This window comes from Rhodococcus sp. IEGM 1302 (assembly GCF_030056935.1).
Taxonomy (GTDB): Bacteria; Actinomycetota; Actinomycetes; order Mycobacteriales; family Mycobacteriaceae; genus Rhodococcus_F; species Rhodococcus_F qingshengii.
The window spans coordinates 13,636-32,266 of sequence record NZ_JASHKY010000001.1 but is presented as its reverse complement, the minus strand read 5'-3'; the positions used below and the strand labels follow the sequence as shown (position 1 = coordinate 32,266).

Annotated in this window: 14 protein-coding genes and 1 pseudogene; 10 read left to right on the top strand and 5 right to left on the bottom strand. The window is 63.5% G+C overall.

All coding sequences use genetic code 11. The features are described from left to right. Window positions 1-19 precede the first annotated feature (19 nt). A complete protein-coding gene (locus QM609_RS00145) occupies window positions 20-715 on the bottom strand; it encodes a TetR/AcrR family transcriptional regulator (protein WP_039973071.1) in 696 nt (231 codons plus the stop codon). A 134-nt stretch (window positions 716-849) separates the two neighbouring features. On the opposite strand from QM609_RS00145, the gene QM609_RS00140 reads away from it, so the two are divergent. Then, the gene (locus QM609_RS00140) at window positions 850-1,791 is read left to right on the top strand and encodes an NAD-dependent epimerase/dehydratase family protein (protein WP_007729110.1); all 942 of its coding nucleotides are present in this window, start codon (window positions 850-852) and stop codon (window positions 1,789-1,791) included. Between the two features lie 24 nt (window positions 1,792-1,815). Here the strand turns inward: QM609_RS00140 and QM609_RS00135 are convergent, their stop codons facing one another. After that, on the bottom strand, window positions 1,816-3,237 hold the full coding sequence (locus tag QM609_RS00135) for an MFS transporter (RefSeq protein ID WP_007729112.1): 1,422 nt from the start codon (window positions 3,235-3,237) through the stop codon (window positions 1,816-1,818). Between the two features lie 86 nt (window positions 3,238-3,323). On the opposite strand from QM609_RS00135, the gene QM609_RS00130 reads away from it, so the two are divergent. The 4 genes from QM609_RS00130 (at window position 3,324) to QM609_RS00115 (ending at window position 7,553) form a co-directional block, all read left to right on the top strand. After that, window positions 3,324-3,890, top strand: coding sequence for a TetR/AcrR family transcriptional regulator (locus QM609_RS00130; RefSeq protein ID WP_007729114.1), 567 nt, complete (start codon window positions 3,324-3,326; stop codon window positions 3,888-3,890). Between the two features lie 87 nt (window positions 3,891-3,977). Next, the gene (locus QM609_RS00125) at window positions 3,978-4,601 is read left to right on the top strand and encodes a TetR/AcrR family transcriptional regulator (protein ID WP_042924289.1); all 624 of its coding nucleotides are present in this window, start codon (window positions 3,978-3,980) and stop codon (window positions 4,599-4,601) included. Further along, on the top strand, window positions 4,585-6,222 hold the full coding sequence (locus tag QM609_RS00120) for an acyl-CoA dehydrogenase family protein (protein WP_050655907.1): 1,638 nt from the start codon (window positions 4,585-4,587) through the stop codon (window positions 6,220-6,222). The genes QM609_RS00125 and QM609_RS00120 overlap by 17 nt, the downstream gene beginning before the upstream one ends. Window positions 6,223-6,245: 23 nt before the next feature. Next, a complete protein-coding gene (locus QM609_RS00115; RefSeq protein ID WP_007729119.1) occupies window positions 6,246-7,553 on the top strand; it encodes an MFS transporter in 1,308 nt (435 codons plus the stop codon). Here the strand turns inward: QM609_RS00115 and QM609_RS00110 are convergent. After that, window positions 7,537-8,988, bottom strand: coding sequence for a CCA tRNA nucleotidyltransferase (locus tag QM609_RS00110; RefSeq protein WP_003942535.1), 1,452 nt, complete (start codon window positions 8,986-8,988; stop codon window positions 7,537-7,539). The two genes, QM609_RS00115 and QM609_RS00110, sit on opposite strands and share 17 nt — an antisense overlap. 111 nt (window positions 8,989-9,099) lie before the next feature. Here QM609_RS00110 and QM609_RS00105 point away from each other — a divergent pair, with 111 nt between their 5' ends. From QM609_RS00105 to QM609_RS00090, 4 genes and pseudogenes are all read left to right on the top strand, one after another. After that, window positions 9,100-9,672, top strand: coding sequence for an NUDIX hydrolase (locus tag QM609_RS00105; protein ID WP_030537486.1), 573 nt, complete (start codon window positions 9,100-9,102; stop codon window positions 9,670-9,672). Further along, window positions 9,669-12,023 carry a DUF6049 family protein gene (locus tag QM609_RS00100; RefSeq protein ID WP_050655908.1) on the top strand — a complete coding sequence of 785 codons (2,355 nt, stop codon included), beginning with the start codon at window positions 9,669-9,671 and terminating at the stop codon, window positions 12,021-12,023. Before QM609_RS00105 ends, QM609_RS00100 begins: the two co-directional genes overlap by 4 nt. Then, the gene (locus QM609_RS00095; protein ID WP_050655909.1) at window positions 12,020-16,039 is read left to right on the top strand and encodes a lipid II flippase MurJ; all 4,020 of its coding nucleotides are present in this window, start codon (window positions 12,020-12,022) and stop codon (window positions 16,037-16,039) included. The genes QM609_RS00100 and QM609_RS00095 overlap by 4 nt, the downstream gene beginning before the upstream one ends. Before the next feature lie 140 nt (window positions 16,040-16,179). After that, window positions 16,180-16,398 (top strand): annotated as a pseudogene (locus QM609_RS00090) (sigma factor); the annotation flags it as partial. 20 nt (window positions 16,399-16,418) lie between these two features. On the opposite strand, the gene QM609_RS00085 reads toward QM609_RS00090, so the two are convergent. Further along, entirely contained in the window at window positions 16,419-17,615 is a 1,197-nt protein-coding gene (locus QM609_RS00085) for a tyrosine-type recombinase/integrase (protein ID WP_283336837.1), read from the bottom strand. Further along, complete coding sequence (locus tag QM609_RS00080; protein ID WP_283336836.1) at window positions 17,596-18,186, bottom strand: helix-turn-helix transcriptional regulator; 591 nt, start codon at window positions 18,184-18,186, stop codon at window positions 17,596-17,598. The genes QM609_RS00085 and QM609_RS00080 overlap by 20 nt, the downstream gene beginning before the upstream one ends. Before the next feature lie 99 nt (window positions 18,187-18,285). Between QM609_RS00080 and QM609_RS00075 the strand changes: the two genes are divergently transcribed. Then, the gene (locus tag QM609_RS00075; protein WP_283336834.1) at window positions 18,286-18,540 is read left to right on the top strand and encodes a helix-turn-helix transcriptional regulator; all 255 of its coding nucleotides are present in this window, start codon (window positions 18,286-18,288) and stop codon (window positions 18,538-18,540) included. Window positions 18,541-18,631 lie beyond the last annotated feature (91 nt).

Genomic DNA, 18,631 nt, shown 5'->3' with positions numbered 1-18,631 from the left:
GAACGAGACACAAGCGTGTTCAGGTCAGACCCGCCACATCGGCAAGTAGTGCCAAATGCCGCTCGAAAATCTCGCTCGCGTCGGTGAACGTATCGCTTCCGTACTGCCCGAACACCTCGAAGTTCACCGAACCGAACAGCGATACCCAGACGAGAGTTGCGCGCACCGCGGCATCCGGCGGCAGGTCGGTACCCAGTTCAATCCGCACTCCCTCGAGGTCCGCTGCCAACGTGTCACTCAGGCCCGGACCCTCTCGCACCGTCAGTGAACCCGCGCGATGGGCGGCGTCGATGATCCCGATCAGCCGGGTCACGACGAGGGTGCCGGGGCCGGTGGTCTGCTCGCCCGGAGCGTCGTAGCCGGGGACGGGGCTGCCGAACAACAGACCGTAGCGGGCCGGCTCCCGGATCGCCCAGCTCCGAACGGCGCGCCCGAGAGCAATGAACTGTCCGCGAAAATCCTCTGCTGCAACGGCATTCACGGCGGCGTCCACTTCCGCGCCCAGTTCCGTGTACCCGTCGACCACCAGCAAGGTCAGCAGTTCGTCCCGACTGGCGACATAGCGGTATACCGCTGAGGACACGACTCCCAGGTCACGCGCGACGGCCCGCAGAGACAAAGCGGCAGCGCCGACGGCAGCAAGATGCTCGCGTCCGATACGGGTGATGTCCTGCAGCGTCTGTTCGCGCGCCCGCTCACGGGGAGTTCCAACCATGAGTCCATCTTGCCCCATTCCCGAGAGCAGCATCAACAAAAGAGAGCACTGCTCTTGACAGCGCTCGGGTGCAGGTGCATTCTTGAAAACGAGAGCAGTGCTCTCAGTTCACTCGAAACAAGAAGGAGCACACCATGTCGAACCTCGAAATCGTCACCGGAGCAGGACCCGTCGGATCCGCCGTCGCACTACAGCTCGCCGAGCAGGGAATCAACGTCCGGCTCCTGACCAGGTCCGGCAGCGGGCCCGAGCACCCGCTGATCGACCGCCGACGCGTCGACGTCTCGGATTCCGAGGCCCTTCGCTCGGTCAGCGAGGGCGCCACGGCCATCTACCACTGCATCCACGCTGCTTACAACGCAGCCGATTGGGAGCGGGAACTCCCGGCGGCCGAGAAGGTTGTGCTCGACGCGGCCGCATCCATCGGTGCCGTCGTGGTCTTCCCCGAAAGCCTCTACGCCTACAACTCCGACACCCTGATGACCGAATCCGATCCACGCAACGCCACCGGTGGCAAGCGCGGCGTGCGCACCGCGCTGCTGCGTGCTCGCGAGGCCTCTGCAACACCCACCGTCAGCGTCGTGGCCTCGGACTTCTTCGGTCCCCGCGTCCGCACTGCCCACGCGGGCGAGCGCATGGTTCCGAAAGTCATGGTAGGTAAGAAGATTCGTGTCATCGGTTCCGCAGATCAGCCGCACTCCTTCACCTACATCCCCGATCTCGCAGCAGCGATGATCGCGGCGGCACACAACCCCGAACTTTGGAACTCCGTCCTCCACGCACCCACCGGCCCCGCGCTCACTCAGCGCAAGATCGCCGAGGCCTTCGCCCGCGCCGCCGGGGCATCCCCCGCCAAGGTGGGTGTACTCCCCGCCTGGGTGCTCGACGCCGCCGGCAAGATCAACACCGACAGCCGCGAACTCGCGGAGATGAACTACCAGTTCACCAAGCCGTTCGTCATGGACTCGAGCGCCAGCGAAGTGCTGCTCGGACTCTCGCCGACGCCGCTCGATCAGGCCGCCGAAGCGACCGTCGCGTGGTGGCGCGCGGAACAGGCTCGCACCGCTGCTGCCTGAATCTGGCGGTGGGCCGGGCATCACTCAGATCTGCGTGAGATAGCGTCGACTGAGAGCGACGATGGCCACGAAACACGCTGCAACGAAGATCATCCCGATGCGTGCCCCACCAACGGAGTTCGACGCACTCAGAGCGATGCCCAGGGCCGCGACGCCGATCGCCATGCCCGTTTGACGGGAGGTATTCAGTACCCCCGAGGCAAGTCCGGCGAACGATTTGTCGATCACTGCCATGGCCGCTCCATTGCAGCTGGGGCCGAACACACCACACCCGAGACCGACGAGGGCGGTCCCCGCCATCACCACAGGCCAGGTATCGCTGTCCCCGATCGCGGTGCACAGGAGCGCGCCGATCGCAGCAGTGGAAGCACCGACAGTCAGGAGCCAGCACATACCGCGACCTGCCCACACGCGATTGAGGACCAGCGTTCCGAACGTCCACAACACTGCAAACGGCAGAAAGAACAGTCCTGTCCGCAGCGCTGAAGAGCCCCAGTAGGACTGGATGAATATCGCGAGCATGAATTGCATGCCGTAGGCCCCGAATTGGAAGGCGAATCCGTTCGCTATGGATACAGAGAACGCCGGCTTACGGAAGATCGACAGCGGCAGAACCGGATGCCGGGTCCGGCCCTCGACGACGAAGAACCCGACGAGCGCTGCCACACATCCGAGTAGCAACGCCAGCGCCAACGGATCACCCCACCCGCGGGAGCCGCCTTCGATCAAACCGGCTACCAGGAGGGCAAGTCCGGCGATGCCGAGGACCTGCCCGGGAACGTCATAGGATTCCGCATCGCGCGTCGCGGTTTCACGGACATGCCGCCAGCACAGCCAGAGGGCTAGAACGCCGATGGGAACATTGACGAAGAAGATCGAGCGCCAACCGATGAACTCGGTGAGCAAGCCTCCTCCGATCGGTCCTGCGACCAATGCGATTCCGCCCGTTGCTCCCCAAATCGTGATTGCCTTGGCACGCGCGATCGGATCCGGATAGGTGCGTGCAATGATCGCCAGTGTCGTTGGAAGAAGCCCGGCAGCAGCGACACCCTGCAGGCAACGAAATGCCGCCAGCGATAGAAGGTTTGGGCTGACGGCGCACAACAGAGAAGCCGCCGTGAAGCCGCCCAACGACCACAGGAAGACACTGCGGGAACCGACTCGGTCCGCCAGAACTCCCGCTGTGAGCAACAGGCTGGCCAGAGGAACCGTGTAGATGTTCACCAACCATTGCAAAGCGGCAATGGAGCCACCGATGTCGCGTTCGATTGCCGGTAACGCGATGTTGAGAGCGCTCCCGTCCAACAGGATCATGAAGAATCCAAGACAAACCGCAGTGAGTGCCAGTGCCTGATCTCTCGAATCACCCAACAGCGCAGTATGTTTCGTGCCGCCGGAGACTGCGTCACCGACCGAGCTGTCAGCAGAGATGTTGCTCGTGCCCATAGGAGGCCCCCGTCTCCGGAATTTCTGTACCTGCAAGTACAACAGCTTTCACAGAGACTGTACATACCCATAGGTACAATGTCTGTATGGGTAGTGCGGAACGGCTGATCGCAAGCATGCAAGAACTGTTGTGGGAGCGTGGCTACTCCGGAACGAGCCCACGTGCCGTGCAGAAAATGGCTGACGTCGGGCAAGGCAGCATGTACCACCACTTCCAGGGGAAAGCGGACCTGGCGGTGGCCGCAGAGCATCTCATGGGGCGCGAACTACAAGCGCAAATCACCGAACGACTCAACTCCGGCGAGACGACCGTCGACAAGATCGCTGCCTTCCTCACGATCGACGAACACGTCCTCCGCGGGTGTCGGCTCGGGAGATTGGTCCAAGACTCCGAGGTCGCATCCAACGACGAGTTGCGAGCACCGATCCAGACCATGTTCGTGTGGATTCAACAGAACATCGCATCCACACTCGAAGACGGGCGCAGCAACGGTGAAATCCGTCCCGATGCGAACATCGAAGCTCTCGCCACCACCATTCTCGCAGTGCGGCAAGGTGCTTACGTCCTCGCTCGTGCTGCCCAATCCGAAGAACCGTTTCGAAAGGCGGCCGACGGGCTGATCGAAATGCTCACCCACGGGGTTTGCGTGTAAAAGTTCAACGATGCTCCAGTAGCCATGTCGCCGTTCTGCTCCAGTCAGCTCTTGACGCAAGAACGGAACGGGTGTTCACTTCTTCACATGGCCTATCGCCGCACTCCGGCAGTACAGGAAAGATTGGACGCCCAACGCGCCCGACTGCTCGAGGCCGCTACGACGGCAGTGGCAACCCACGGCTATGCGGGATGTTCCATCGCCGCGGTGGCCAAGAACGCCGGCGTCGGCACCGGGACGCTGTATCGACATTTCGACGGCAAGGGCGAATTGTTCGCCGAAGTGTTCCAATCAGTCTGCAGCCGTGAGGTATCCGCAGCTCGGGACGCCGGAGACAGCGCCCGACATCTGGAAGGCAACCACCGCTCCGCTGTATCAGCGTCGGTTCGGACCTTCGCCGAACGTGCCATGCGCGCACCGGTTCTCGCCTATGCACTGCTGGTGGAACCGGTAGATCCTCTCGTCGACGAACAGCGGTTGATGTTTCGCGAATCGTTCCGCGATTGCCTGGCCACCGCAATTCGCTCAGCAGTCGAATCCGGTGAGATACCGCCACAGGACGCCACTCTGACGGCAGCGTGCATCGTCGGGGCAATCGGCGAGGCCCTGATCCTTCCACTGCGCGGCGGCACCACCGATCCCGCTGCGATCGACGCCATTCTCGCCTTCACCCTTCGATCGTTAGGGAGCTTCGATGACACCCACGCATGAAGTCACCAATCAGGTTCCGCCCCTGATCGATTACGACGCAGCCGAATACGCGCCGATCCTCGAGGCACTACACCGCGAAGGAGCATCGGACGCACTCGAAGGGGTTCATCGCGTCGGGATCCGCGCCGGCAGTGCTCAGGCCCAGGAGTGGGGCGATCTGGCCGAGGAGCACCCACCTGTTCTGAGAACCCACGACCGCTACGGCAACCGCATCGACGAGGTCCGTTACGACCCCGCCTATCACCAACTCATGAGCACCGCAGTGGAATTGGGACTGCACGGCGCTCCGTGGGTTGACCCGAATCCACACGCACACCTCGTCCGCGCCGCGAAGATGGCCGTGTGGGGTCAAACCGATGCCGGCCACGGCTGTCCCATCTCCATGACGTACGCCGTGATCCCCGCGCTGCGGCACAACGCGGATCTGGCCGCGCAGTACGAACCCCTCCTGACCACGCGGCACTACGATTCGGCGCTGAAAGCTCCCCTCACCAAACCCGGATTGATCGCCGGTATGTCGATGACGGAAAAACAGGGCGGTTCGGATGTTCGTGCCGGAACCACAAGGGCAGTGCCACAATCCGACGGCAGCTACCTGCTGACGGGCCACAAGTGGTTCACCTCCGCGCCGATGTCGGACGTGTTCCTCGTCCTCGCCCAGGCACCGGGTGGTCTGTCGTGCTTCTTCCTGCCTCGGGTCCTGCCGGACGGCTCGCTCAACAACATGTTCCTGCAGCGTCTGAAGGACAAGTTGGGCAATCATTCCAACGCGAGTAGTGAGGTCGAGTACCGCGACGCTCTCGCATGGATGGTCGGCGAGGAAGGCCGGGGCGTGCGCACCATCATCGAGATGGTCAACATGACCCGGTTGGACTGCACGATCGGCACGGCCACCGGCATGCGCGTCGGCACCATGCAGGCAGTTCACCACGCGAATCATCGAAGTGCTTTCGGCGCCAACCTGATCGACCAACCCTTGATGCGAAACGTTCTGGCAGATCTGGCGGTGGAATCGGAAGCGTCGACCACCGTCGCGATGTGGCTGGCCGCTCTGACCGACCGCGCAACCGCAGGCGATGCCCACGCCAGCGCACTACGACGCATTTCGTTGGCCGTGAGTAAGTACTTCGTCTGCAAGCGCGGACCGATCCACGCTGCCGAGGCACTCGAGTGTCTGGGCGGAAACGGATACGTGGAGGAATCCCGGATGCCGCGCCTCTATCGCGAGGCTCCGCTGCTTTCGGTGTGGGAGGGTTCCGGCAACGTCGCGGCGCTCGACACACTGCGGGCGATGGCCAAGCAACCCGAAACACTGCAGGTGTTCTTCGACGAGCTGAAACGAGCCAGTGGAGTGGACGGCCACTTCGATCAGGCCGTGCGGGATCTCCAGGTGGCATTCGGCGATTTCGACGACATCGAATACCGGGCACGAAAGATCGTCGGCGACATGGCGCTCGCTCTGCAGGCCTCGCTGTTGCTCCGCTACGGGCACCCCGCGGTGGCCGACGCGTTCTGCGCGAGTCGGCTCGGAAACAGCTGGGGGAGTGTGTTCGGAACGCTGCCGAGGGGCGTCGACGTCGCGCCGATCCTCGAGCGGGCCACCGTCAAGATCGGCGCCTGACCCACCCACTACAGTTTCCGCTTATGAACCGAGCCTCGAACCGCCGCGAGGCCTGGCAGCGCGTACTGCACACCCTGCGTGAATCACCCGGCCTCGGAAGGCTGGCGCTCGTCCGCTTTTCCAGCCAGTTCGGCGACGGAATGTTCCAGGCCGCGCTCGGCGGCGCAATCCTCTTCAACCCGGAACGCGAAACCGATCCGGTGGCGATAGCGGCCGGCTTTGCCGTACTGCTCCTTCCTTATTCGGTGATCGGCCCCTTTGCCGGCGCTCTGCTGGATCGTTGGGACCGCCGCCTGGTGCTCCTGTGGGCGAGCGTGCTCCGCGGGCTCTTCATCCTGACCACTGCGGTGCTGCTGGTCGCCGGCGGCGGTGACACTCTGTTGTTGACCTGTGCGCTTGCTGCAATCGGAGTCAGTCGCTTCGTCGGGGCAGGCGTATCCGCAGCCCTGCCGAAGGTCGTCCGACAATCGTGGCTGGTGGCAACCAATTCCGTTCTCACAACGGCTGGTTCGGTGGTAGCCGCTCTTGGTGCTTCGGCAGCGGTGGCGATCATCGGCATGATCGGCGCGGGGGATCGAGCGTCAGGCGCCGCCGTGGCCATCGCAGCACTGGGATCGGTGATCGCGGCCCTCGCCGCGGCCAGGTTCACGGCCCGCTCACTTGGTCCGGTCGCCGACGAAGTGGTCCGCGCCAGTGCCGTCCGTTCGGTGACGGCCGGACTGCGCACCGGGGCAACCGCTGTCTGGGAGGCGCCCGGCGTCACCACGGCGATGATCGGAATCGGAGCGCACCGCATCTGCTTCGGCATCAACACCCTCATCATGGTGCTGGTCCTACGCGACACCTCGAACGGCTCCCAATTACCCGGAGGGATGGCCGGATTCGGTGTCGCCGTCGGCGCCACGGCAATCGGAATGCTGATCGCGGCATTGATCACACCGTTCCTCATCCCGCGGATCGGTCGCTCACGGACGATCACCTACGCCCTGGTGTGCGCGGTTCTCGTCCAGCTCGTCTTCGTGACCACGCTGACTCAGGGGTCGCTGCTGATTGCCGCTTTCCTGCTCGGCATCGCCGGCCAGTCCGTGAAACTCAGCGGCGACGCGGCCATGCAGATCGACATCGACGACGACCGTCGTGGTCAGGTATTCGCACTGCAGGACACCGTGTTCAACGTCGCGTTCATCGGTGCGATCGCGGCAGCGTCGACGGTGATCGCACCCGACGGCAAGAGCGTCGGCCTGGCCGTTGCCGGTGCGGGTGTCTATGCCGCCGGATTGTCAGCGGTGCTGATCAACCGCAAGAAACGAGAAACTAGCCCTGCTGGGTAGCCCACCACTTCAGCAGTTCGGCCTCGGCCTCGTCACGCTCGAGCGGGCCGCGATCCAGACGTAATTCCTTGAGGAACGTCCATGCCTTGCCCACCTGCGGGCCGGCCGGGATGTTGAGCAGTTCCATGATGGCGTTGCCGTCGAGGTCCGGACGCACCCGAGCAAGGTCTTCCTGCTCGGCGATGCGCGCGATCCGCTCTTCGATGTCGTCGTACGTGGCCTGCAGCTGCGCGGCGCGACGCTTGTTGCGTGTGGTGCAGTCGGCCCGCACGAGCTTGTGCAAGCGGGGGAGCAGCTCGCCCGCGTCGGTGACGTACCGCCGCACCGCCGAGTCGGTCCACTGTCCCTTGCCGTAGCCGTGAAAACGCAAGTGCAGGAACACGAGCTGTGAGACGTCGTCGACCATCTGCTTCGAGAACTTCAGTGCCCGCATGCGCTTGCGCACCAGCTTGGCGCCGACCACCTCGTGGTGGTGGAAGCTGACCCCACCGCCAGGCTCGTTACGCTTGGTATCCGGCTTTCCGATGTCGTGAAGCAGTGCTGCCCAACGCAATACGAGGTCCGGATCGCCTTCTTCGAGATCGATCGCCTGCTGGAGCACCGTGAGGGAGTGCTGGTAGACGTCCTTGTGCTGGTGATGCTCGTCGATCTCGAGCTTCATCTGCGGAACCTCGGGCAGCACGTATGCGGCCAGTCCGGAGTCGACCATCATGTTGATGCCGTCCACCGGGTACATGCCGAGCATCAGTTTGTTCAGCTCCACCTGCACACGCTCGGCGGTGATTCGCTCGATCTGCGACGCCATCTCCTTGATGGCCTCGAAAACACGATTGTTCAACGTGAAACCAAGCTGCGAGACGAACCGGGCTGCACGCAGCATCCGCAGCGGATCGTCGTTGAACGAGTTTTCCGGCGCCGACGGCGTATCGAGCTCTCCGGCCAACAGCGCGTCCATGCCGTTCAGCGGATCGACAAACGTGTAGGAACCGTCCGCGCCGATCTTCATCGCCATCGCGTTGACGGTGAAATCGCGGCGCACCAGATCGTCGGCCAACGTCGTGCCGTACTCGACTATCGGATTACGAGAGACGCGATCGTAAGCGTCGGCCCGGAAGGTCGTGATCTCGATCTCCTGGCCGTGCTTGATGGCGCTGATGGTCCCGAACTCGATGCCCGTGTCCCACTGCTTGTCCACCCAGCCCTTGAGCAGAGCCTGAACCTTCTCCGGCCTGGCGTCCGTCGTGAAGTCCAGATCGCCACTGAAGCGGCCGAGGATCGCGTCGCGAACACTGCCACCCACCAGGAACAGCTCGTGACCGGCCGCAGCAAAACGCTCACCGAGCGGGTTCAACACGTCGGACAACGTGCCGAGCGTTGCAGTGGCGTCGGCAAGCAGTCGTAGGCGGCGATCAGCGTCGGAGGTAGGGACAGTCACGTGAAAGGAGCTTACTTAAGGTGCGCAAATAGCAGAACGCGCATACGAACGCGATAGACCGCTTTGCGCGGGTTACCGGGCAACGCTGCAACGCCAACTAGTATCGATGAGGTGTCTGGTGCCGAACGAACAAACAGGAGTCGCCGCAACCCGCGGCGTCGACCTGCCGTCGGCAACCCCGATAAACCTTTGATGCGAACCGTCCGTGAAACTTCTGCGGGCGGCTTGGTCGTCGACGGCTGGGGCGGACCTCCCGAACGCCTCTGCGCTGCACTGATCGGCCGAACCGACCGCCGCGGACGCCTGCTCTGGTCGCTACCCAAGGGCCATATCGAACAAGGTGAGACCGCTGAGCAGACCGCGATGCGTGAGGTCGAAGAAGAAACCGGTATTCAGGGAACCGTCCTGGCACCGCTGGGCAGCATCGACTACTGGTTCGTGACCGAAGGTCGACGCGTCCACAAGACCGTGCACCACTATCTCCTCCGCTTTCTCGGCGGTGAACTCTCCGACGAGGACATCGAGGTCACCGAAGTCGCCTGGGTGCCGCTGACGGAATTGCACTCGCGCCTCGCATACGCCGACGAGCGCAAACTCGCAGAACTCGCGTCCCAGATGATCGCCGAGATGCCGCGAACGGAAATACGGCAAGAACAGCGCCCGAAGGAACCGGACGCCGGATGAGAATGGCTCTGCGGCGGGCCGGTGTGGCCGCTTTGGTGATGGCCGCTGTCGGTTTCGGGCCCGCGACGACGGCCGTCTCCTGGGCCGCTCCGTCCAGCCAGCCCAGTGAGCGCGCCCCGGCGCGAAACACCAACGATGCCAAATTTCTGCAACTGACCATCGACTCCACCGCACCGACCACGGTGACGACCACCAGCGACCGCAACGTCGTGGTCAAGGGCACGGTGAAGAACGTCGGTGACCGTCCCGTCGAGGACGTCGGGGTGAGGCTGCAACGCGCTCCCGCGATCGACTCCAGTTCGGACGTGCGCGCAGCACTCGATTTCGACCAGGCCGTTTTCGACACGGTCGGCGAATTCGACACCGTTGCCACCACCCTCGACACCGGCCAGTCCAAGCAGTTCACGCTCACCTTGCCGTTGCGGAGCACTACCGGGTTGTCTCTCGACATCACCGAACCGGGCGTCTACCCGATGCTCGTCAACGTGAACGGCACCCCGGAGTACGGCGGTGCCGCCCGACTCGACGACGCACGCTTCCTGCTCCCCGTCCTCGGTGTGCCGGCCGCAGCCGAATCGAACGCCACAGCCGGAACCCCCAGTTCGTCCGCCACGGCGGTCGTTCCCCCCGACACGTCCGCCCCGATCGGCGTCACGCTCATGTGGCCGCTGGCCGACGCGCCACGACTCGTCGGCGGAATCCCCGGCGCGGTCAACGAGCCCGTACGCCTGATCGACGACGAACTTGCCACCGAACTTTCCGACGGCGGCCGTCTGGACGCGTTGGTCGATGCGGTGGAGAACGCCACCAAGCCCGAGAGCGATACCGATCGCCGCGTCACGGATGCGCTCTGCCTGGCAATCGACCCCGACCTTCTGATCACCGTCGAGAACATGACTCGCGGATACCTCGTGGCCGACAACTCGTCCGACCCCACCGGGCCGTCGCACGAAGGCCGCGGCAGCGACGCCGCCAACCAGTGGCTCGGCCGGGTGAAGACCCTCGCGTCCTCGATGTGCACGACGGCGGTTCCGTTCGCCCAGGCCGATCTCGCCGCGGTCACCTCGGTGGCCAATCCGGAGTTGACGGCTACCGCGCTCACACGGCCGGCGGACATCGTCGACAACATCCTCGGCGTGACCTCACTGCGAGATTTCGTCTGGCCGGATTCGGGTGTCCTCGACTCGGCCACCGCAGAGGTGCTGAGCGTGAATCCCACCACAGCGATGGTGGCTGACACTTCCGTCGACTCGGCAGCTCCGCAGCTGTCGTCGCGGATAACCGGCTCACTCGACGCGCTTGCCTTCGACACCTCGGCGGCAGCGGCGCTGGCCGCCACCGGCTCGGAGCCGCAGGTCCCGTCGTACATCCCCGACGACACCGCGCCGACCATCGACATCGAATCGCGCAGCGCCCGGCGTCAGGACGCGCTGGGGGCGATGGCCTGGGCCGCGCTGACGCCGACGTCGCTGCCGCGCAATCAGATCTTCGCGCCGCCGCAACTGTGGACCGCCGACAGCAACGACGCCACGGCGGTGCTCTCGATGCTCGCGACCCTCATCCGGTCCGGGCTCGCCTCACCTCAGGCCCTGCCGGCACTTCTCGGCAGGCAACCGGGTGCGACGGACGCCGCCACTCTCGACTACCCGGACCGGGCTACCCAGGACGGTCCGCAAACGTCCGTCGTCGAGACCGCAACCACCCAACTTCCGCGTATCGACGGGCTCGAAGCTTCGCTCGTGGACGATCCGGCGGCTTCGCTCACCCCCCGGGGATTCACGGCGCCGCTCCGCGAAGATCTGCTCCGCTCGATGACCTTGGCCGATCGCCGCAACGTCGACTCCGCATCGGTCAATCGGGCGGAGCGCGCTGCGACCATCCGCGCCGACAACGTCACCGAAGCCGTCGACGGGATGTACCGGGCCGTCAGTGTGGTGTCGCCGGGCGGCGTCTACACCCTCGCGTCGGGGCAGAGTCCGCTCCTGCTGGTGGCGCGCAACGAGCTGCCCATCGCCATCAACGTCGACCTGCGTGTGGAAGCCCCACCCGAGATGCAGATCAGTGACATCGGTCCCAAACAGCTTCCGCCGCGAGGTAGCCGACAGTTGACTGTGCCCGCGGAAATGAACGATTCTCGCAAGCTGGAAGTCAACTTCTCGCTGACCACGACAGATGGCCGCCAATTGGGTACGCCGACCAGCGTGACCGTACGGTCGAATGCGTACGGTCGTCCCCTGGCCGCCGTGACGGCGACAGCGGGAGGGTTGCTGCTGTTCCTGGCAGGGCGACGGCTGTGGCATCGATTCAAGGGTCAGCCGGACCCAGCAGATGAAGGGTACGAACGCTCATGACCGGGAATCCACCCGAGGAGGGTCGCCGCTCGGCGATCACCCGCAAGAGTGCCACGACCCGTTCGCATCCTCGGATGCCACCGTGGGAGCGCGGTTACCCGATCCAGCCGGTCAACCCGGACGCACGTTTCGACGACGCACCCACCATGACCATCCCGGTGATCCGCGACTACCCCCGGTACCGCGAAGCCGAGATGGAATTCGCCGACCGGCAGACGACCACGTCGGACGAGTTCGACACCGACGCCCATGTCCAGGTCGGGGAACGCAAGGAGACGAACTCTCGACTCCTCGCGGCAACGGGTTCCATCGCGATCGCGACGCTGACTAGCCGCATCACGGGATTCGCCAAGCAGTTGATGATCCTGATGGTCCTCGGTCCGGCCATCGCCAGCTCGTTCACCGTCGCCAGCCAGATTCCGAACATGATCGCGGAACTGGTTCTGGGCGCCGTGCTGACCGCCATCGTCGTCCCCGTGCTGGTTCGCGCCGAGCGGGAGGACGCCGATCACGGCGAAGCGTTTGTCCGACGCCTCTTCACGGCGTCGCTCGTTCTACTCGGCATGGCCGCGCTGCTCGCGACCCTGGCAGCACCCGTACTCACCAAATACGTCTTCCTGTCCGAAGACGGCAAGGTCAGCACCGACCTGACCACGGCGCTGTCGTATCTACTTCTGCCGGCGATCCTGTTCTACGGGCTGTCGGCACTGTTCACAGCGTTTCTGAACACCAGGCAGATCTTCAAGCCCGGAGCCTGGGCTCCCGTACTCAACAACGTCGTCGTCCTCGTGGTGCTCGTGATCTACCGCCTGACTCCGGGCGAGATCTCGCTTGATCCGGTCTCGATGGGCGATGCAAAGCTGCTCACCCTCGGTATCGGCATCACCATCGGCGTCATCGTGCAGGCAGCCAGCCTGATCCCCGCGCTTCGCCGCGAGAAGATCTCGCTCAAGCCGCTGTGGGGTCTCGACGACCGCCTGCGCCAGTTCGGCGGCATGGCCGTCGCCATCGTCTTGTACGTCCTGATCAGCCAGATGGGCATGATCTTCGCGACCAAGATCTCCTCCCACGCCGACGAAGCCGGCCCTGCCATCTACAGCCAGGCCTGGTTGCTCCTGCAGCTCCCGTACGGCGTGCTCGGAGTGACGGTTCTGACGGCGATCATGCCGCGCCTGAGCCGCAACGCTGCTGCCGACGACACCCCGGCCGTCGTGGACGATCTGTCGGTCGCAACGCGTCTGACCATGATCACGCTGGTTCCGATCATCATGTTCCTGACCTTCATGGGTCCGCAGGTCGGTGAAGCGCTCTACGGTTACGGCCGCTTCGGACCCGAACAGGCCGAACGACTCGGCACCGCCGTGAGCTGGTCGGCATTCACGTTGATTCCGTACGCGCTGGTCCTGATCCAACTTCGAGTGTTCTACGCCCGCGAACAGGCCTGGACGCCGACGTGGATCGTTCTCGGCATCACTGCAGTGAAAATCGCTTTCTCGGCGCTCGCTCCGGTCTTCGCATCCAACAGCGATCAGGTCGTGATCCTGCTCGGTGCGGCCAACGGTCTCGGATACATCACCGGCGCCGTCATCGGCGGGTACCTCCTGCACCGCAGCCTCGGAAACCTGCAGATGGCCAACGTGGGCAAGACAGTCTGGTCCGTCGTACTCGCCTCGCTAGCCGGGTCGTTGACCATGCTCGCGGTCGACCGGGTCCTCGGATTCGATCAACTCACCGAGCGTTTCGGCGGACCCGGCTCGATGGTTCGCGTCGCCGTCGGCGGCATCCTGATGCTCGCGATCACCTTCACGATTCTCTACTTCAAGAAGGTTCCGGAAGTCCTGTCGGTAACGGTTGCGGTCTCCCGCAAGATTCGTTCACTGACAGGTCGCGCCGAACCGGACACACGTAACAACACCGACGACGACGTCACCGAGCTGATTCCTGCAATCAGAACGGAATCAAACGAGCAAGAACGACCGGGTGCGCTCCCGTACCCTGGTCATGGGCGTACAGGATCGCAACCCGCGCGTATTCGGGGACGGGCTATCGATGGAGAAGGAGCGAGGGTGAGCGACGACAACGTTTCCGGCAACAAGAGTGCCGGGACTTCTGCCGTGAAAGCGTCCGAACAGAAGTCAACGGCATCGTCGGGCACACCTGCATCCACGAGTTCCTCCGCATCTGCCGGCCAGAAGCCACAGCAGGGTCAGAAGCCACAGCAGCCCGCACAGCGACCGCAGCAGGGCCAAAGCCCGCAGGGTCAGAAGCCGCAGCCGCCGGTGCAGAAGGCCGCTCCGCCGGTACCTCCGGTCAGTGTGTCCAAGACACCTTCGGCGCCCGTGTCGAAGACACCTTCAGCACCGGTCTCGAAGACACCCGCGCCGAAGACGCCTGCTCCGGACAAGAAGGCACCCGAATCTCAGAACACGGCTGCCGCTCAGACACCGCCCACTGCACCTCGCACACCTGCCGCCGGATCCGCATCACGACCGGCCCAGCGACCGATGCCCCGTGGACCGAAGCTCATCCCGGGCGCATCTGTCGCCGGCGGACGCTACCGTCTGCTCGCGCCGCACGGCGGAACCCGCGGACTGCAGTTCTGGGAAGCTCTCGACGTCAAGCTCGACCGTGAAGTAGCCCTGACGTTCGTCGACGCCGATCAGCGCGGTGACGACGACAGCCAGTCCGGACCGCAGGCAGTTCTCTCACGCACTCTGCGCCTGGGACGAATCAACTCGCCCGGTCTGGCTCGCGTCCTCGACGTCGTCCGCGGAAGCTCGGGCGGCATCGTCGTCGCCGAATGGACTCCCGGCCGTTCGCTGCGTGAGATGGCCGAGACGACGCCGTCGCCGATCGGTGCAGCCCGCGCCATTCGCGCCCTCGCGGCGGCTGCCGAAGCTGCTCACCGCACCGGCGGTGCGCTGTCCATCGACCACCCGGACCGCGTTCGCATCAGCATCAACGGTGACGCCGTACTGGCGTTCCCGGCGACGCTTGCCGACGCCGATTCCACCAGCGACGTCCGCGGCCTCGGCGCCATGCTGTACTCGCTCATCACGGCTCGCTGGCCGCTGGCCGAACCGTCCGCCGGTCCCGTCGGTGGTTTGCTTCCCGCCGGCCGCGGCGCCGACGGGAACATCGTCGAGCCTCGGGTCGTCCGTCCGGAGGTTCCGTTCGACATCTCGGCCGTTGCAGTTCGAGCGTTGCAGTCGGAGAGTGGAATCCGCACTGCTGCCACCGTGCAGCACATCCTCGATCAGGCGTCCGTCGTCAACGACAAGACGGAAATGATTCCGGCACTTCGTCTCGGCCACCGCGAACAGGGTGCGTCGGGTCATGCACTGAACGACCCCGAAGCCATCGAGGCCGAGAAGAAGAAGTCGACGCGGATGCTCGCGGCACTGACGGCACTCGGCGTCTTCACCGTGATCGTCCTGATTCTCCTTGTGGTGTGGGTAGCGAGCTTCCTCTCGGGTGGTAGTAACGACACCCCTCTCAGCGAGCAGAGTTTCGGATTGACCACCGAAGCCACTGCGCCCGAGAACAATTCACCCGCGCCCGCACCGGCGGCGGCAACCGTGCCGGTAGCTGCCTCGGCCGTAACGGTGTTCTCACCCCAGGGCACGCCGGATCAACCGGCAACGGCCAAGAACGCCATCGACGGCAACCCGGCCACTGCGTGGTCGTCGGACTCGTACTTCCAGCCGTTCCCGTCACTGAAGAACGGTGTCGGCCTGATGGTGAGTCTTGCCGATGCCGCCAACCTGAAGAATGTTGCGATCACGTCTGATTCGCCGGGAACCGTCGTTGAAATCCGTTCTGCCCCTTCTGCGAATACTTCACTGGATCAGACCAAGGAAATCGGATCGGGTGTCCTGAAGAACGGTGTGACCGACATTCCAGTCACTTCGGATGGCTCGGGTCAGTATGTCCTGGTTTGGATTACGCAGCTCAGCACCGAATCCGGACAAAACCAGACATCCATCTCGGAGATTGCATTCACTGCTGCAAAGTGATCGCCCTTGGCCCTTCTGAAACCTACCGACTGGGCTAATATCCGCCCGTGCACAGTTATCGGGGGGGCACCGGGGGCGGAGCCGGAAAATTCGAATCCAGAAGTTTCGAGAACAAGAATCTCGAGGCGACGGATTTCGAATTGTTGACTGCTCATGTCGAGGGCGATCAGCATGCGTTCCGTGAACTACTGACCAGGCATCAGGATCATCTATGGCACGTTGCCCGGCGTACGAGCTACTCGGACGAGGATGCGGCCGACGCTCTCCAGGAGGGTCTGCTGTCCGCGCACCGCAAGGCCGCGAAGTTCCGCGGCGACGCGGCGGTGCGTAGTTGGCTCCACACCATCGTGGTCAATGCCTCGAATGCCAGGTCAGCGGCCTAAATATGCCCTTGGGTACGCAGAGGGTACGCAGTAGATCCGAGAGCCTCACCAAAGAGCCCGCTTGCGGCCTTACGGGTTCGGTCCTCAGCCTTTGGCCATAGGTGGCTGTACGTGTCGAGTGTGACCGACGCCGATGAGTGCCCCAGCGCTCGCTGGACGGTCACTACATCGCAGCCGGCGGCGATCAGGCCCGACGCGAAGTAGTGCCGCAGCGAGTGCAGTTTGACGTCCGTAATACCCGCGGCAGCTTTCGCTTTGCGCCAGCGCCCGCCGACCATGTTGTTCTCCATCGGATTGCCGTTGAGCCCCTCGAAGATCCACCGTTTCGGATTGTCGCCGGGAACGTGCAGGCGGATGTGCTCGGCCACCATGTCGATAAGTTCTTTGGGTGCGGCGACCACCCGCTCGCTGCCGTACTTCGGTGGGCGAATCTCCACAACACCGCTACGGATTCGCTGCACCTGGCGTTCGACGTGGATCTCCCGGCGAAAGAAATCGAAGTCCCCAACCTGAAAGGCTGACGTCTCACCCGAGCGTGTTCCCGAGAACGCGCACAGCGCGATGAAGAGCATGAACCGATCTTCGGCGTTCGAGATGAGTTGGCCCACCTGCTCACTGGTCGGAATGCTCATCGCCGCTTCAGCGCGCCGCGTGCGTGGAAGTTTTACGCCTTGGCTCGGATCGACGGCCAGTGCCTTGTCGCGTATCGCTGCCTTCAGAATTGCGCGCACGTTCATCATTCGAGACTTGATAGTCGACGGCGCCAGCGGCTGGTCCTGCATCGCCTTGACCCATGTCTCGAAGTGACTCGCCCGCAGATCGGCCATAGCTACATCGCGGAACGGAACAGTCCTGTCGAGACGGTCATTCTCGCGACGCGTGTGATGCACCCAAACCTGACGCGGCGACCACTCGGCATAGAAGCTGCCGAAGGTAATCTGACCGCGCACAGGGTCGATGTAATTGCCGGTGACCTGACTTGCGACGATGTTGTCCAGCCAGTTTTGCGCGTCAATCTTGCGGTCGAATCGCTGCGTTCGCTCACGGCTCTCGTCATCTACGTAACGTGCACGCCAACGCTTTCCGGTTCCGTGAAGTTTTGATTCAACCTTGTGATCTCTACCCTCGACCCGAATCGTCTTCCACCATAGATCCTCGACGCCAGCGCGCCGATTACGCTTCTGGGGAGCCATTGGAACCATCCGGCAGGGAGAGGAATTCTTCCAACAGTTCGGACTCACTCACCTTGAAGAGGTCTTCCAAGATGGACAAGCTCTTGAGAGCCTCCGTTCCGGAGCGCAGGACGCTACCTATCCGGCTAAGGGCTACAACCATCCGGACGTCATCTACTGGCATTTCATCGGCGTCGCCTATGGGCCGCTGCTGGATGGCCTGAACCTCCAATTGCACCCTTTCTGAGAGCTGAAAGATCGCCCCGAGGTCACTCCGCATCCGCCGATTGGTCACTGCGGCAGTTGCCGCGACTTCTTCAGCCAGAGCCCGGCTGTCGGTCTTTCGGGCCACTCCGAGGAGTTGATCTATAGACCGGTCGAAAACACGGGCAAAGGCGTCGGCCTCGTCAAGGCGAATTGATCTGGGGCGCAATGCATCTCTTGCTTCAATTTTGGTAACCGTTGTTGGATGCATCGGCACTCCCGCATCTGCCACTCTTCGCGCAAGTTCGGCTTGTGACCACTTCCTCCGTTCCCGCTCCCACTTCACACGTTCGCCGAATCTCTGCTCTGCCGTCTCAGTCGCTGCCATTTCAGCAACTTTACATTTTGGCTTGCATCGTGGCTAGTCCACGGTGTACAACGTATTTAGCACTTCCAATTCGGCAGGTTGCTCATTCAGGAGAAGAAGATGAACCCTCCCACCTCAGTCGCGTTTCGGACCCACGGGGACGTGGCCTTTCAGATGGAGCAGTACCTCACGACCAAACAGGTCAGTGAGAGGACAGGCATCCCTGTCAGCACGCTTCGCTACTACCGCGCTAAGGGGATTGGCCCCGAGTCGCACGTACAGGGCAAGTCGAGAGTGGTCTACAAGCTCTCCAAGCTGCAGGAATGGCTCGTTGCCCAGGAATCCAACGGGGTCCGCGGCGGAGTCGCTTCATGAGCGGTGAACGCAAAAACAGCACCGACTGCGGGATTGCCGTCCCACTTGCAGTCGATGCCGTTCAGAACCCCAACAACTCTCACGAAGCAGG